The 15,196-nt window shown below is 70.8% G+C and carries 14 protein-coding genes; 4 read left to right on the top strand and 10 right to left on the bottom strand.

All coding sequences use genetic code 11. The features are described from left to right. Positions 1-17 precede the first annotated feature (17 nt). Genes ABT294_RS14995 through ABT294_RS14980 form a run of 4 tightly spaced genes read right to left on the bottom strand, consistent with a single transcriptional unit; the run spans position 18 to position 6,270 of the window. Positions 18-1,562, bottom strand: a complete 1,545-nt coding sequence (locus ABT294_RS14995; RefSeq protein WP_350806105.1) for an FAD-binding oxidoreductase — start codon at positions 1,560-1,562, stop codon at positions 18-20. Continuing rightward, a complete protein-coding gene (locus tag ABT294_RS14990; RefSeq protein WP_350806104.1) occupies positions 1,559-3,232 on the bottom strand; it encodes a glycerol-3-phosphate dehydrogenase/oxidase in 1,674 nt (557 codons plus the stop codon). Before ABT294_RS14990 ends, ABT294_RS14995 begins: the two co-directional genes overlap by 4 nt. Then, the gene (locus ABT294_RS14985) at positions 3,229-4,794 is read right to left on the bottom strand and encodes an FGGY family carbohydrate kinase (RefSeq protein WP_350806101.1); all 1,566 of its coding nucleotides are present in this window, start codon (positions 4,792-4,794) and stop codon (positions 3,229-3,231) included. Before ABT294_RS14985 ends, ABT294_RS14990 begins: the two co-directional genes overlap by 4 nt. 39 nt (positions 4,795-4,833) lie before the next feature. Further along, positions 4,834-6,270, bottom strand: a complete 1,437-nt coding sequence (locus ABT294_RS14980) for an MFS transporter (protein WP_350806100.1) — start codon at positions 6,268-6,270, stop codon at positions 4,834-4,836. A 194-nt stretch (positions 6,271-6,464) separates the two neighbouring features. Between ABT294_RS14980 and ABT294_RS14975 the strand changes: the two genes are divergently transcribed. Further along, positions 6,465-6,758 (top strand): putative quinol monooxygenase, encoded by a 294-nt coding sequence (locus tag ABT294_RS14975; RefSeq protein WP_350806099.1) that lies wholly within the window; start codon positions 6,465-6,467, stop codon positions 6,756-6,758. Between the two features lie 55 nt (positions 6,759-6,813). Next, positions 6,814-7,605 carry a MerR family DNA-binding transcriptional regulator gene (locus ABT294_RS14970; protein ID WP_350806098.1) on the top strand — a complete coding sequence of 264 codons (792 nt, stop codon included), beginning with the start codon at positions 6,814-6,816 and terminating at the stop codon, positions 7,603-7,605. A gap of 199 nt (positions 7,606-7,804) precedes the next feature. Here ABT294_RS14970 and ABT294_RS14965 read toward each other — a convergent pair whose 3' ends face one another. Both ABT294_RS14965 and ABT294_RS14960 read right to left on the bottom strand, forming a co-directional pair. Then, positions 7,805-9,148 carry an FAD-binding oxidoreductase gene (locus ABT294_RS14965; RefSeq protein WP_350806097.1) on the bottom strand — a complete coding sequence of 448 codons (1,344 nt, stop codon included), beginning with the start codon at positions 9,146-9,148 and terminating at the stop codon, positions 7,805-7,807. A gap of 30 nt (positions 9,149-9,178) precedes the next feature. Then, complete coding sequence (locus ABT294_RS14960) at positions 9,179-9,901, bottom strand: antibiotic biosynthesis monooxygenase (protein ID WP_350806096.1); 723 nt, start codon at positions 9,899-9,901, stop codon at positions 9,179-9,181. 357 nt (positions 9,902-10,258) lie between these two features. Between ABT294_RS14960 and ABT294_RS14955 the strand changes: the two genes are divergently transcribed. Then, positions 10,259-10,825 carry a nucleoside deaminase gene (locus ABT294_RS14955; protein ID WP_350806094.1) on the top strand — a complete coding sequence of 189 codons (567 nt, stop codon included), beginning with the start codon at positions 10,259-10,261 and terminating at the stop codon, positions 10,823-10,825. A 14-nt stretch (positions 10,826-10,839) separates the two neighbouring features. After that, the gene (locus ABT294_RS14950; RefSeq protein WP_350806092.1) at positions 10,840-11,058 is read left to right on the top strand and encodes a hypothetical protein; all 219 of its coding nucleotides are present in this window, start codon (positions 10,840-10,842) and stop codon (positions 11,056-11,058) included. Here the strand turns inward: ABT294_RS14950 and ABT294_RS14945 are convergent. From ABT294_RS14945 to ABT294_RS14930, 4 genes are all read right to left on the bottom strand, one after another. Beyond that, entirely contained in the window at positions 11,022-11,846 is an 825-nt protein-coding gene (locus ABT294_RS14945) for an SDR family NAD(P)-dependent oxidoreductase (protein WP_350806091.1), read from the bottom strand. The two genes, ABT294_RS14950 and ABT294_RS14945, sit on opposite strands and share 37 nt — an antisense overlap. Before the next feature lie 72 nt (positions 11,847-11,918). After that, a complete protein-coding gene (locus tag ABT294_RS14940) occupies positions 11,919-13,511 on the bottom strand; it encodes a long-chain-fatty-acid--CoA ligase (protein ID WP_350806090.1) in 1,593 nt (530 codons plus the stop codon). A 123-nt stretch (positions 13,512-13,634) separates the two neighbouring features. After that, the gene (locus ABT294_RS14935) at positions 13,635-14,714 is read right to left on the bottom strand and encodes a beta-keto acid cleavage family enzyme (RefSeq protein WP_350806088.1); all 1,080 of its coding nucleotides are present in this window, start codon (positions 14,712-14,714) and stop codon (positions 13,635-13,637) included. A gap of 62 nt (positions 14,715-14,776) precedes the next feature. Further along, on the bottom strand, positions 14,777-15,187 hold the full coding sequence (locus ABT294_RS14930; RefSeq protein ID WP_350806087.1) for a carboxymuconolactone decarboxylase family protein: 411 nt from the start codon (positions 15,185-15,187) through the stop codon (positions 14,777-14,779). Between the last annotated feature and the right edge of the window lie 9 nt (positions 15,188-15,196).

Genomic DNA, 15,196 nt, shown 5'->3' with positions numbered 1-15,196 from the left:
CTTATGCAGGACCCGCATCAGGATCCGAAACGGCTGGGCAGCCCCAGCTTGCCCGGGTTCATGATCCCGGCCGGGTCCAGGGCCTGCTTGACCGCCACCAGGGTGCCGAAGCCGCTGCCCAGCGAGGGCTCGACGTACGGCGAGCGCAGCAGCCCGACGCCGTGGTGGTGGCTGATCGCGGCTCCGTGCCGGATGAGCACCTCGTTGGCGGCGTCCCAGGCGGCCCGGTACCACTCGCGGCGGCGGGCCCGTTCCACCTCGCCGCGGAGCGAGAAGTACAGGCAGGCGCCGTCGGTGTAGGCGTGCGACTGGTGCGCCGAGGCGCGCAGCGTCCCCGGGACCGCCTCGATGGCCGCGACCACCTCGTCGTAGATCACCGGCAGCGACGACCACGGCGCGGCGATCTCGCAGGTGTCGGCGACGAAGCCGGGGCCCTTGGCGAATCCGTCACCGGACTTGCCGACGATCATCCGCTCGTCCAGCCAGCGGGCGAGGATCGCGTCGCCGTCGAGTTTCACCGGCGCCCGCTCCGCGCAGACCTCCTCGACCACGGCCATGGCGGCGTCCACCAGCGCGGGGTCGCCTTCGTCGGCGATGAGCAGCAGGTTGGTGCCGGGCTGTCCGAAGTGGGTGCCGCTCTCGTGCGCGTCGTACAGGCGCAGCACCGCGGGGGTCGCGCCCCGCTGGAGGATCTCCCGGCAGGCGTCCAGGCCCGCGGCGAACGTGTCGAACCCGTACGCGAGGCCCGCCGCGTAGCCGGGCAGCCGGTGGGTGCGCAGCCGCAGCCGGGTGATCACGCCCAGCGTGCCTTCTGAGCCGATGAACAGCTGGCGCAGGTCCGGCCCGACGGCGGCCCGGGGGTAGGTGCCGTAGCTCGCGGTGGTGCCGTCCGGCAGGACCACGTCCAGCCCGACGACCATGTCCTCGATCTTCCCGTACCGGGTGGACAGCTGGCCCGCGCCGCGGCAGGCGGCCCAGCCGCCGACCGTGGAGATCGCGAAGGCGGACGGCCAGTGCCCGGTGGTGACGCCGTGCGCCTCCTGCAGTTCCTTCTCGAACAGGTCGCCGAACATGCCCGCCTGCACCTCGACGATCATCGCCTCGGCATCGAAGGAGATGATCTGGTTGAGCGCGCAGACGTCCAGCACCACCCCGCCGAACACCGGCAGGGCCGCACCGAGGACGTTGCTGCGGCCGGCCGAGACCGTCAGCGGGATGCCGTGCGCGTGACAGACGCGGACCACGGCGGCCACCTGCTCCTCGTCGGCCGCTTCGACGACCACGGCGTCCGGGGTGGCCGGGTTGCCGTCCGTCTCGCCGATGGACGTGCCCGCCCACCAGTCGCGGGTGCGCAGGATCACCTCGTCCCGGTCGGTGTGGACGGTGGCGCCGGTCGCGCGCAGCTCGGCCACGACCGCGGCGGGAACCTCGACCACGGCGCCCTGCAGGCTGGCCTTCCCGTCGCCGGGCGGGCAGTCGGCTGCCCAGCGGGGCGGAGTGGGCGCGCCGACGACGTAGTCGCCTCGGTTGAACGGATGGGTGATGGTCTGCCTGCTGATCATGAAAGTTCCTCCATCAGTACGGTCTTCTCCCGGTCGATGCCGGAGACGTAGTCGTCGATCTGCCGGGCGACCTCCTCGTCGGACAGGCCCAGTTCCCGCTGGAGCAGCCGGCCGACCTCCGGGGCCGCCTTGACCGACAGGTCCCGGGCGAACACCCGCATCCGGATGCGGCGGGACAGCACGTCGTCCACGGTCCGCGCCAGCTCGCACCGGGCCGCGTAGACCACCTCGGCCCGCAGGTAGGCGGTGCCCTCGACGATCGGCTCGGCGAGGGAGGGGTCCTCGGTGAACAGGTCGGCGACGAACCGGGCCTCGGTGCCGTACCGCTCGCCCAGGTGCGCGCCCAGCCCCCCGGTCGCCGAGGTGGCCTCCGCGTCGTAGCCCGCGCCGCCCAGCAGGGGGAGCCGCACGGTGCGGCAGCGGGCCTGGCGGCCGAGTACCTTCAAGGCCTCGTCGACCACGAGCTCGCCCATGTGGCGGCTGGTGGTGAGCTTGCCGCCGGTGACGGTGACGAGCCCGTGCGCGTCCGTCGAGATGGCGTGGTCGCGGCTCAGGTCGAGGGTGGCGCCCTCCTTGTTCCCGACCAGGGGCCGGAGCCCGGCGATCGAGCCGACCACGTCCGCGGGGGTGAGGTCGGCGTCGAACGCGGTGTTGGCCCCGTCGAGCAGGAACTGCATCTCCTTGCGGGTGCAGAGCACCTCGTCCAGGGAGCCGTCGTAGTCGGTGTCGGTCGTGCCGAGCACGACCACGTCCCCCCAGCGGGTGCAGGTCGCGCGGCGGGCCCGGCCCGGGACGGGCACGGTCACGGTGCCGTCGATGGGCAGCCGGGTCCACGGCAGCACGATGTGCACGCCCTTGGCGGGACGGATCCGGGCCCGGTGGCCGGGGTCCGACAGGGTGTCGAGCGTGTCCGCCCAGACCCCGGTGGCGTTGACCACGACACCGGCGCGCACGTCGATCTCGCGGCCGTCGACCTCGACGGTCGCGCCGCGCACCCTGCCGTCCTCGCGGATGAGGCCGCGGCAGGTGGCGCCGTTGAGCACGGTCGCCCCGAAGTGCGCGGCGGTCCGCGCGATGGTCAGCGTCAGGCGCGCGTCGTCGGTGCGGCTGTCGTAGTAGAGCAGCCCGCCCTTGAGCCGGTCGGCGCGCAGCCGCGGCGCGCGGACGAGCACCTCGGGGACGGTGAGCCGCTGGTGCAGCCGGCCGATGCGCCATCCCCCCGCCAGGTCGTACGTCCACAGCAGGCCCTCGAAGGCCTTGGCGATGCGCGCGTCGAAGACGCCGTCCTGGGCGAGCACCGGGAAGACGAACGGCAGGCGCTGCACCAGGTGCGGCGCGTTGCGGCGGAACCGCTGCCGCTCCAGCAGCGACCGCCGGACCAGCGGCAGGTTGCCCTGTTCGATGTACCGCAGGCCGCCGTGCACCATCTTCGACGACTTGGAGGACGTGCCCGACGCGAAGTCGTCCCGTTCCACGAGCGCCACCGTCAGGCCGCGGGTGACGGCGTCCAGCGCGGTGTAGCAGCCGGTCACGCCGCCGCCCACGACGAGGACGTCGACGGGCCGGGAGGTGAGCCGCTCGATCTGCTGCCGGCGGTCGAGCGTCAGCGGGGTGCGGCGGATGGCGCTCCTCGTCTCTGACCTCGCCTTGCGTTGGGGAAGCCGGATCACGACGTTGATTCCTCCTGTGAGTCGGGTTCGGGGCCGCGGGACGCGGGCCCCGGCGCACCGGCGGTGATGTGGCGGGCGAGCAGGTCGCGCCACTCGGCGCGGGCCTCCTGGCGCGCGGCGTCGGGCAGGGCGGGCTCGAAGACGGGGGCCGTCCCGAGCCCGGCGACGGCCGCCGCGACATCCGGCCAGAGCCCGGCGCGCACGCCGCCGAGGTAGGCGGTGCCGCGCAGGCTGGCGGTCTCGTTGTCGCGGGCGCGCCGCACGGGCCGGCCGGCCAGGTCGGCCTGGCTGGACATCAGCACGTCGCTGGTGGCCAGCCCGCCGCCGCAGAACAGGTCGGTGACCGGCCTGCCCAGGACCTCCTCGACGCCTTCCAGCAGGTCGCACACCGAATGCGCGAAACCTTCGAGGATGCCGCGGGCCAGTTCCGCGCGGGTGGTGGACAGGCTGAGCCCGGTGAGGATGCCGCCGGCCTCCGGCGACCAGACCGGAGTCCGCATGCCCGCCAGGGCGGGGACGAACTTCACCCGCGTCGGCCCGGTGTGCTCGCGGGCCAGTTCGGCCAGCCGGCTCGGCGACTCGAACAGCCCGATCTCCTCGCACAGCCAGCGCATCGCCGAGCCGGTCGTCGGGGCGTACCCCTCCACGCTGAACACGGACGCGCTCTGCGACCGCCAGCCGACCAGCGTGAGCACCCCGGGTACCCGGCGGCGGTGGACGGGCGGCCGATCACCCGCGACGGCGTCAACGAACGTGCCCGTCCCGTGGACGCACATGGCCTGACCGGGCCGGTGGGCGCCGAGCGCGATCATGGCGGCGTGCTGGTCGCCCATGACGGACAGGATGGGCAGCCGCACGCCGAGGACCGCCGGGTCGGTGACGCCGAAGTCGCCGTCGTCGTCGACGATCCGCGGCAGCAGGTCGCGCGGGCAGCCGAGGAAGCGCACCCAGGGCTCGTGCCAGTCTCCCGTCCGCAGGTCGTAGGCGCCCACGGCCACGGCGTTCGTGGCGGACATGACCTGGCGGGCTCCCCCGGTGAGCTTCCAGACCAGCCAGGTGTCGATCGAGCCGAAGGCCAGCCTGCCCGCCTCGTGCGCCCGGGCGGCGGCCTCGTTGCGGACGAGCTCCTCCGCCGCCCACAGCAGCGGCGCCCGGGAGCCGACCGGCCGGCCGGTGTGCTCGGCGAGGTGCGCGTCCCAGTCGGGCTCCCACTCCCGCAGCCGCGCGGCGTACCTGCGGTCCTGCCACACCACGGCCTGGCTGAGCGGCGAGCCGGTCACCGTGTCCCACAGCAGCACCGTGGCGCGCTGCGTGGAGATCGACACTCCGGTGATCTCCACCTGGTACGCGGACGCCCAGTCCAGCACCTCGCGGCAGACCCGCAGGGTGTTCACCCAGATCTCCGCGCCGTCCTGCTCCACGCGCAGGTGGTCAGGCGAGCGGACCGAGATGGGCAGGTACGCGGGGGGCGTCGTGCCGCCGTCGTCGAGGACGACGGCGGCACGCGTTCCCGTGGTTCCCTCATCGATGCTGAGCACGCCTCGACGGCGTTCCCTGGTCATCCGCGAAGGTCCTTTCATCGTGTCCGGACGGGACACCGGTCAGGCCGACACCGGCTGGCGTTCCTGGAGGTGGATCGGCTCCGCTTCCAGGTTCACCGCGACGCGGGTCGGGTCCCACTTGATCGCCACGCAGGTGAGCAGGCCGACCAGCGGCACCACCGACAGCAGCATCAGGCTGTTACCGACCCCGATACCCGCCTGGAGCTGCGGGAACAGGTAGAGGCCCGCGACCGATCCGAGGCTGCCGAGCATGCCGGTCACGCCGGTGCCCAGCGTGCGGATGTCGCTGCGGTACGACAGCGCCGCGATCGACTTGCCGTTGGGGCCGGGGCCCGCGGAGTGGAAGAAGATGAACAGCGCCGGCAGGAGCGCGGCCAGCCCGAGGGGCAGCTGCTTGAAGGTCGCGCCCATGATCAGCAGGGCGACGAACACCACGGCGTACCCGGTCATCGAGCTGACCCGCAGACCCAGCCGGCGGCCGGCCTGAACCGACAGGCAGCCGCCGATGATGCCGACGGCGTTGAACGCCATGGAGCCCAGGGTCGCCTTCTCGAACTCCTTGCCGAACAGTTCGAGGCTGATCACCGGCAGGTACCAGCCCACGGCGAAGTACTGCATGGCCTGGGTGAGGGAGATCGTGGTCGACAGCACGGTGCGGGGCAGGTAGGGGCGGCGGAAGAGGACGCCCGCGTCCCGCAGCCCGACCTTGTGCCCGGACGTGCCGGCCCGCTCCGTCTCGGGCTCCCCTGCCTGGGCGGTGAACCCGTACATCCGGCGCAGGTTCGCCACGGACTCCCCCAGCCTGCCCTTGGACGCCAGCCAGGTGGGGCTCTCGACCAGGAAGGCCAGCTGCAGGATCAGCAGGATCAGCGCGAAGGCGGCCGAGGAGCCGACGGACCAGCGCCAGATGTCGGTGCCGGTGTCCAGCTTGTAGAACACCAGGGTGAGCAGGAGGTTCGTGGTCGTGGCGGTGTACCAGACGCCCTGCCAGAAGTTGAGCCTGCCCTTGAGCGCGGCCGGGGTGTACTCGGCGAGCAGCGCCATCGCCACCGCGAAGTCGATGCCGTAGGCGATGCCCACCAGGGCCCGGCCGGCGAAGACGGTCGCGAAGTCCGAACCGGCCGCGGTCAGCAGCGCGCCGATCGCGAAGACGACCTTCGTCATCAGCAGCGGCCTGACCCGGCCGATCCGCGCGGCGAGCCAGCCGCCGAAGGGGTTGGAGACGATCGCGATCGCCGGGGCCATCGCGGTGAGCACGCCGACCTGGGTGGGCGACAGGCCCAGCTGCTTGACCATCGGGGACAGGCCGGCCCCCAGCGCCGCGTTGGAGTAGGCGTCCAGGAACAGTCCCGCCAGGGCGAGGAACCAGATCCCGTTGGCCCGGCCGCTCAGGCTCTTGAGGGTGTCGATGAGGTCGGCCGCGTCTCCCGCGCCGCGGATGACCGCCGTTCTCGTGTTCGCAGGGCCGTCGTTCATGCCCGCCGCCTTTCGGGGGGTTGGAACCCTTGCCAGCGGTACGGGAACGACTGAAGGCACAGACGAAGACCACTGACAGGGGTGTCTTCGTCTGTGCCTGTCGGTTAACGGGACGTTAAGCGGGACCGATCCGATATGTCAAGCACCGTGCCGCGATGTGACAGTGCGCGACCTTCGTCCTAAAGTCGCGGGCCATGACCTATGTCGTGCAAGCCGTGTGGACCGCCCGCGACGGCGAGGAGAACGCCGTCGCCGACGTCATCCGGCGTATCACCCCGCCGTCCCGCCAGGAGCCGGGCAACCTCGTCTACCAGGCCCACGTCTCCGCCGAGGACCCGCGACGGTTCATGATCTACGAGGAGTACACCGACGCCGCCGCGTTCGAGGCGCACCGTGCGTCCGAGCACTTCCAGAAGCACGTCGTCGGTGACTGCCTGGCCCGCCTCGCCTCCCGTGAGATCACCGTCTACGAGCCGCTCGGCCCCTGACCCCTTTTCGCGGCGAGGTGGAACCTGCCCCAGGGGGAGGTCCCACACTGGGCGCATGATGAACATCGGTGAGTTCGCGGAACTGACAGGTCTGACTCCGAAGGCGTTGCGCCTCTATGACGAGCAGGGCCTGCTCTCGCCCGCGTCGGTGGACCCGTGGTCGCGGCACCGCCGCTACGCCGCCGCGCAGTTCGAGCAGGCGCTCAGACTGAAGGGCGCCCGTGCCGCCGACCTGCCCCTGGCCGAGGCGCCCGCGCTGCTCAGGGACGCCGAGAGCGCCGCCGCGGTGCTGGCGGCGCACCGCGCCAGACTGGCCGCCGAGCGGGAACGCCAGGACGCCGCGCTCGACGTCCTCGACCAGTTGCTGGCCGAGCGGGTGACGTGGCAGACCGAGGTGCGACAGGCGGCGGCGCAGCACTGGGCGGGCGTGATCCTGTCGCCTGACGACGGCGACGAGCAGGCCAACGAGGTGTTCGCCGACCTCTGGCGCCGTCTCACGGCCGCGGGGAACGCGCCGACGGGGGCGTTCTGGACGACGATCAGGGCCGAGCCGGGCAGCGACACCGTGATCCAGGTGGTCTGCTGCTGGCCGGTGGCCGAGCTGCCGCCGGCCGACTGGGACGTGGAGTCCGGCACCGTGGAGCCCGGCCCGGAGATGGTGATCCGCTGGCACTTCGAACAGGACGTCGCCGTGGTCGACGGAGCCGCGCATCCCGCGGTGCTGGCGTTGCTGGCCGCCGCCGAGGCCGAGGGCGCGAGCGTGTCGCTCGCCCAGGTGCGCCAGATCGGCCTGCTCGATCAGGGCGTCCCGGTGGGCATGGAGGTGGCTGTCCGGCTGGCGGACTGACGCGCACGCGGGCCACCGAGGCCCGTCGGCCCGCCATCCCGGGGCTCGGCGGTGCCCTCCTGCGGCAGGTTCGCGCGCCGCGACCCGCACCGCGTCAACCGCAGGGCGTCCGCGTGCGAAGTGATCAACTAGCCGGGCCTCGCTTCGCGGCCACGATCGAAGGCTGACCGGGCCTGACCCAAAGGGCTGTCAGCAAGGGTCACGGTCGCAGGTAGGGCTGGAAGACGCCCTCGGGGTCCCATCGCGCTCTCACCGCCTGCAGGCGCTCCCAGGTGTCGGGCGTGAACGACCGCCGGCTTCGGGACGCGGCGGCCGGCAGGTCGGCCTCCGCGATGTAGTGCCCGACCGCCAGCGGCGCGACCTTGCCCATCGCCTCGCGCAACCAGCGGATGTTGGCCTGGTCGTGTGCCGGGTCCTGCCAGATCGCGTAACCGACGACGTAGCTCCTGCCCAGCACCGAGAAGGCCATGTCAGGCAACACGGCTGCGGGAGGGATGTTCGCGAGCACGAGCGACTTGCCGGACGGAGCCTTGGCGACGTCGTCCGCGAGCAGCGGCAGCAGCGCGCCGAGGTCCTCCATCGACCAGTGGGTGTCGGCCGCGACGCGATGGCGCTCCGGCCAGAGCGCGCCGGCGCCCTCGAACAGGGCGTCGAAGGTGGCCGGCTGCTCCGCCACGCGGGCCAGGGCGCGCTCGGCGAGGGGGCACGCGCGGAACGCCGTAAGGGATCGGGCCGCCTCGTCCGCGGAGTCCGCGAAACTGGTGGCCGTGACGACGATCGCCTTCGTCCCGGGCTCCTGCGGCGCCGTGCCGAGCATGATGCTCAGCTCGACCGCCGGGGGGAGCGACGCCGCGACCTCGACGGCCCAGGACGTCACCTCCGCCACGCGCGGGAGCGGGAAGACGTAGGCGCTCGTGGTGATCGCCGCCGGGAGACGACGCAGACACAGCCGGAACCGGGTGACGACCGCGAAGAACCCGGGCCCGGCTCCGCGCGCCGCCCAGAAGAGGTCGGCGTTCTCGTCCTCGCTGCACCGGACCGCCTCGCCGGCCGCCGTCACGGCTTCGATCTCCGCGACGCTCAGGCAGGCCGGCCCCCACACTCCGGGGTTCCAGCCGAGACCGCCGCTCAGCAGGAAGCCGCCGAGCGCGACGGAGCCGCAGTGCCCCACGGGGAACGCCAGCCCGTGCTCGGCGAGCGCGGCGGCGAGATCGCGGCCGCGGGCGGCGGGCTGCGCGCCGGCCGTGGCCGAGGCGGTGTCGACGGCGCACGCGTCGAGCCGGGAGAGGTCGATGAGCATGCCTCCGTCGCGCACCGAGGTGCCCGCCCAGTTGTGGCCGCCCGCCCGCACGGCGACCCGCATGCCGGCCGAGCGGGCGAGCCTGACGGCCGTCAGGACGTCCCGCTCGGAGGCGACCTGGACGATCACGTCGGGGAACCGCTCCGGCTTGAGCCCGTTCCACACCATGGCCGCCCTGAGGTCCTCGTAGCCGGCCTCGCCTCGCCTGACGAGCAGACCCTCCAGGTCTCGGCCCAGCCCCATGTCGGACATCCTCCAGGCGCGCCTGCGCCGCTAACGGGTGATCACGCCGAAGACGGCGATGGACAGCGCGAAGCACAGCAGGATCACGAACGCTCCGGCGGCGTTGGCGAGGAACGAGCGGGGCACGCCGGGACGCAGCCACGCCGCGAAGGCCCTGTTGACGAGCGGCATCAGGACCCACGTGAGCATGGTGACGCTCAGCACGTTGCTGATGAACAGGACGAGATACAGGGGCAGGTGCGCGCCGGTCAGCACCCGGCCCACCGTCAGGTTCAGCACCATCACGGTCGGATAGAGGGCCAGCAGCACGCACATGGCCTGCTTCCAGTTGGGCGGAGCGCCCTGCCCGGCCCCGCCGCCGAACCGGAACCAGCCGCCGAACGCCGACTTGACCGTGCGCACGTCGTAGTCGAGAACGCAGTCGCGCCCTTCGTCCAGGAGCTTTCTGCGGGTGTCGGACGCGAACCAGTCCTCGAGGTGTTCGCGGGTGTCGAAGCGGGTCATGACCACCCAGTGCGGCTGAACGCCCGGCACGGGCGCGAACGCCTCGAATCCGAGGAAGCCGGGAAACCTCTCCTCGGCCCTGCGCACTCTCTCCTGCCAGCGCGTGTAGTCGCGCTCGCGGCCCGGCCGCACGTTGTGGGAGATCACGGCCGTGACCGCCTCGCTGCCGGGTGTCCTTCCCGCGAGGACCTCCAGCGCCGACGGCTCCTCCAGCAGCGGCCGGACCTCCTCCAGCAGCGCCCTGCGCATCTCCGAATTCAGCCACCGAGTCAGCTGGCCGATACCCGAGAAGCGAAAGACGGCCACCCACGAGGGTTGCTCACCGGGAATCGGCGGATAAGCCTCCGCCCCCTCGAAACCAGCAAAAGAGCGCATGCTCTCATTTATTTTCTGCTGCCAGCGGCGATAATCCTCCTCGCGGCCTTCGCGAACCTTTGACGAAATCACCACGGTCACGCCGCGATCCGAGGCCCCACGGTTCGAACCAGGCTTCACCTGGGCAAGTATAGTCCACGGCCGCTCGGATAAACATTGCGGCAATGACCCTGACGCGGCAGTCGAGCACGCCTGATCTTCAGCCGTAATTTACCTGCCGGAGGTTATGAGATGGGACCCAAGGAATTCATGACCGAAGCCGTGCGACTCGCCACGGAGTCCGTTGTGAACGGCTGGGGCGGCCCGTTCGGCGCAGTCATCACCAAGGACGGGGAGATTCTCGCCCGCGGGCAGAACCGCGTCCTGCTCACCGGCGACCCGACCGCGCACGGCGAGGTCGAGGCCATCCGCAAGGCCATCCAGATCCTGAACCCGGAGGCTCCCAGCCTCTCGGAGGACCGCCTGAACACCTCGACGCTCGAACTCGTACCGCGCCCGGAAGGATCCCCCGACCTCCTGCCCGAGCGGGCCCGGATGCTCATGGGCTGCTCCCTCTACTCGAGCGGGGCTCCGTGCCCGATGTGCATGAGCGCCATCTACTGGTCGCGGATCGACTCCGTCCACTTCAGCTCCGACCTCGAGGCGACCAGGAAGATCGGTTTCGACGACGCCTTCCAGTACGCGGACTTCCAGCGGCCCCTCGACCAGCGCAAGATCCTTATCGAGCAGATCTATCCCGAGCTCGGCGCCCAGGCCTACGCGACCTGGGCGAACAAGTCGAACCACCACCCGTACTGATCCGCCGGACGCCTATGGATGAGGCCATCGACCACCTGGAGACGCAGGAGGTCGCCCGCCGCCACATCCTGCGCGAGCACGACACCAACGACATCTCCCAACTCCGCGAGGCCGAGCCCGGCGAGCCGCTGCCCGCACACCACCTGCGGTCGATAACCGGACGATCCCTGCACATTTGGACGAAACGTTCCTTCGGTCAGATGATCAGTCCCCCGTTGGGGCTGATGACCTGACCGACGAGGTAGTGGTCGTCTCCCGCCAGGTAGACGGCGAGGGACGCGTACTCTTCCGGGGTGCCGACGCGGCCGAGGGGGATCATCTGGTGGAGGGTGCGAATCTGCTCTTCCGTGGCCTTCGCCAGGTACGCCGCGAACGGTGGCGTCAGCACGCCACCGCAGGCGATGGCGTTCACGTAGATGTTGGCGCCGGCGACGTCGTAGGCGACGGTTTTGGTGAAGTTCGCGACTGCGGCCTTGCTGGCGGAATAGCCCGGGCTGTGCGTGCTGGCGGCCGAGATTCCGGCGATGGACGCGATATTGATGATCTTGCCGTCGTTCTGCGGCTCCATGAACCGCAATGCCTCGCGCGTGCAGTAGAACGTGCCGTGGACGTTGACGTCCCACCACTTGAGCCAGTCCTCGTCGCTGAGACCGCTGGTGATGCCGAGGGACCGGCGGGGCATCGGCGTGGTCGCGTAGGCGTAGTGCCTGTTGCGTCGCTCTTCTTCCGCCGGGGAGGTCGGCACCATGGCCGCGTTGTTCACGAGGATGTGGACGGTGCCGAACCGCTCGCCGGCCCTGGCGAACATCTGCGCCACCTGATCGCTGGAGGAGATGTCGCAACGTACGGGCAGGCACCGCCTTCCCAGCGCCTCGACTTCCTTGGCCGTGCCGTACAGCGGATCTTCCTGGATATCGCCCACGACGAGGTCGGCGCCTTCCCGTGCCAGGGCAAGGGCGATGCTCTTGCCGAGGCCCTGGGCCGCACCGGTGACCACGGCTACCTTGTCCTTGAGTTTCATGCTCGTTGTCCCTTCTGATCGCGGCGTCGGCCTTCTGGCCGTGCTGGTTCTGCGGTGGTACTCGGCCGATGGCTAGCGCCCGGACGTCGCCGTCTCTGTGCGAAGTTCGCGCTTGAGGATCTTTCCGGTGGCGTTCATGGGCAGCGCGTCGCGGAACTCCACCAGGCGGGGGTACTTGTAGCCGGCCATGTTCTCCCGGCACCAAGCGACCAGGGCGTCCTCGGTCATCTGCGCGCCTGATGCCGGAACGACGTAGGCCTTGACCTCCTCGCCGAGGCTGCCGTGGGGCACCCCGACGACGGCGGCCATGCTGACGGCCGGGTGGGAGTGCAGGACTTCCTCGATCTCGCGCGGGTAGATGTTGAACCCACCACGGATGATCATGTCTTTGGCGCGGTCGACGATGTAGAGCCAGCCGTCCCCGTCGCGGCGGGCCAGGTCTCCAGTGCGGAACCAGCCGTCGCGCATGACCTCGGCGGTGGCTTCGGGCCTCCGGTAGTACCCCCGCATCACGTTGTGGCCACGGACGACGATCTCTCCGACCTGTCCGGCATCCACCGAGGTCCAGTCGTTCGCGATCAGGTCCACCTCCACGCCCCAGACCGGCTTGCCGATCGATCCCGGTCGTGGCTCGGCGTCCCTGGGGGTGAAGGTCGCCAAGGGGCTGGTCTCCGACAGGCCGTACCCTTCGAGGAGCGTCGTCCCGAAGCGGCGGTGGAAACGGTGGTGGATCTCCACCGGCAGGGCCGCACCTCCGGACACGGCGATGCGCAGGTTCAACGCATCAGTCGTCGCGTCGGCGTCCGACGTGCCCTCGCCGAGCAGCGCCCAGTACATGGTGGGTACGCCGGCGAAGAAGGTGACCTGATGCCGGCGCATCAAGGACAACGCTCCGCGGGCGTCGAAGCGCGGCATGACCACCAGGGTTGCCCGCGAGGCCAGGCCGGCGTTCAGCTGTACGGTCTGGCCGAAGGAGTGGAACAGCGGCAGGGCGATCAGGTGCACATCGTGCTCGGCCTCACCGAACATCTTGTGGCAGGTCAGTGCGTTGAGGGTCATGTTGGCGTGGGTGAGTTCGGCGCCCTTGGGCCGGCCTGTGGTGCCCGAGGTGTAGAGGATGACGGCGGTGTCGGCCGGCTCGGTGACCCGGGTGGCGAACGTGGTGCTGTGCCCGTCGAGCGCACCGGCGAGGCTCTCGGCGCCCGGCATGGGCGAGGTGGCGGCCGCGCCGGTGGCGGCCGCGGCGGTGTCGGGGGCGGCGGTGATGAGGAAGAAGTCCCGGCAGCCTTCGGCCTCGTTGAATCCGGCCCACCCTTCTCGCCCGAGCGGGAGTTCGGCGGTCCCTTCGAAGCAGAAGTAGGCGCGGGCGTCGGAGTCGGCGAGGTGGTAGGCGATCTCCCGGCGCTTGAGCAGCACGTTGAGCGGCACGACGACCGCGCCGGCCTTGAGGATGCCGAAGTAGATGACGGGGAACTGTGCCACGTTGGGGCAGGACAGTGCGACCTTGTCTCCCGGCCCGATGCCGCGTGCGGCGAGAAGGTTGGCGACCCGGTTGGCGCATGCGTCGAGCTGGGCGTAGGTGAGGGTCTGGTCGCCCGCGATGACCGCGTCGCGGTCGGGCACCGCGTGCGCGCTGTCCTCGAGCATGACAGCGAGGTTGAGCATCGGATCTCCAGGTCTTCGGTGCGGTGGTGTCGTAGGCGGATCGCCGGACCGCCCCCAGGGGTGAGAGGCGGTCCGGCGGCCTGCGCATGTGACGCTCAGGGCCGCAGCGCATGCGGCTGTTGCCTACACGAGCGCGTCACTGAGGACCGGGGCGGGGTGGCGCAGCGGGACACCGCGCTCGCCAGGGCGACGGTTCGGGGGCAGGCCGAGGTAGTCGAGGGTCTCCTCCGCGCTGGACCAGTACTCGCCGAGACGGTAGATGCGCTTGGCCTCCTCGGCGGTGGCGATGTCGCGGCCGAGCTCGTTAGCGATGCGGACGATCTGCTCGACCTGCTGGACGGAGGTGATGCGGTCCTTGCGCGGCGCCCACAGGTTGTCCTCGATACCGACGCGGACGTGCAGGCCCAGGGCGATCGCGATGGCGTTCATGGGGAGGGTGGAGCGCATGATGCTCTCGATGGTCAGTACGGCCCCGTCCGGGCTGCGGCGGGCGAACTCGACCAGGTCAGCGGGGTGGAAGGCGGAGGCGCCGCCGCCGATACCGACGTAGTTCAGGTTGAGCGGCCCGGTGTAGATCCCGGCCCGGATCAGCCGCTCCACCGTCTCGAGCTGGGGCAGGTTGCCGAGCATGAAGTGCGGCTGGATCCCGTTGGCGGTCAGCCGCTTGAGGTGCTCCAGGTAGAACTCCGGGCCGGCCTCGCTCACCATGTCCCGGTACGCCTTGTAGAGCAGCGGGTTCTGCATGGACGTGCCGGCGATGTCGTCCTGGGTCAGCAGTTCGACGACGTTCATCTGAACCGTGTTGATCGCGATGGTCACCTGGTCCGGCTTCGGGTACAGCTCGGCCAGCAGGTGCCGGGTGTCGTCGTCGAGCCACTTGGCGGCCTCGCCCTCGCGCTCGGGGGCGAACGAGATGGACCCTCCGACCTGCAGGATCATGTCCGGAACGGCCTCGCGGAGCCGTCCGATCATCTCGTTGAACATCGACAGCCGCTTGGACCCGCGGCCGTCCAGCTCGCGGACGTGGATGTGCAGCAGCTGGGCGCCGGCGTTGTAGCAGTCCACGGCCTTCTGGATCTGCTCGTCCATGGTCACCGGGATGTCGTCGGAGTCGCCGGGCAGCCACTCCGGGCCGTACGGGGCGACCTGGATCACCAGCTTCTCCTGGTTCTCCGGCAGCAACGAGTCGTCGAGGAAGTGCATGATGATCTCCTTTGGGACGGCCCCTCGGCGGGGGCGGTTGACTCCTGAGGCGGGGCGGGTTGCTAGTCGAGGCCGGAGCCCGGATGCTCGCGGGCCGCGAGCTCCTCGGCGAGGATGGGGACGCCGACGTTGCAGGCGTGGATGCCCACCAGCGTCGCGAGTTTCAGGACCTCGAGGATCTCCTCGCGGGTGGCGCCGAGGTCCAGCGCCGCCCGGATGTGGCGGCGCACGCCCGGGGCGTACATGTGGGTGGCCGCCGCGTCGACGGCGATGCAGAGGAGCTCGACGAACTTCGGTTCCAGCACTCCGCTCTGCCAGGGCTGCATGCCCATGGCCATGAACTGTTCGGTCCAGGCCGGGTCCCACTCGTGCAGCTTGTCCCAGAGCGGATTCCAGGCACCGCGGGCTCGCATCTGGTCCACGACCGGGGTTTCCACACCCGGGGCGCGGGCCGCTTCGACGTCGGGACTCATGTCCTTCAA

The sequence above is a fragment of the Nonomuraea sp. NPDC000554 genome, assembly GCF_040300065.1.
Lineage (GTDB): Bacteria > Actinomycetota > Actinomycetes > Streptosporangiales > Streptosporangiaceae > Nonomuraea.
The sequence above is the reverse complement of the archived record's forward strand: the minus strand, read 5'-3'. Positions and strand labels throughout refer to the sequence as shown.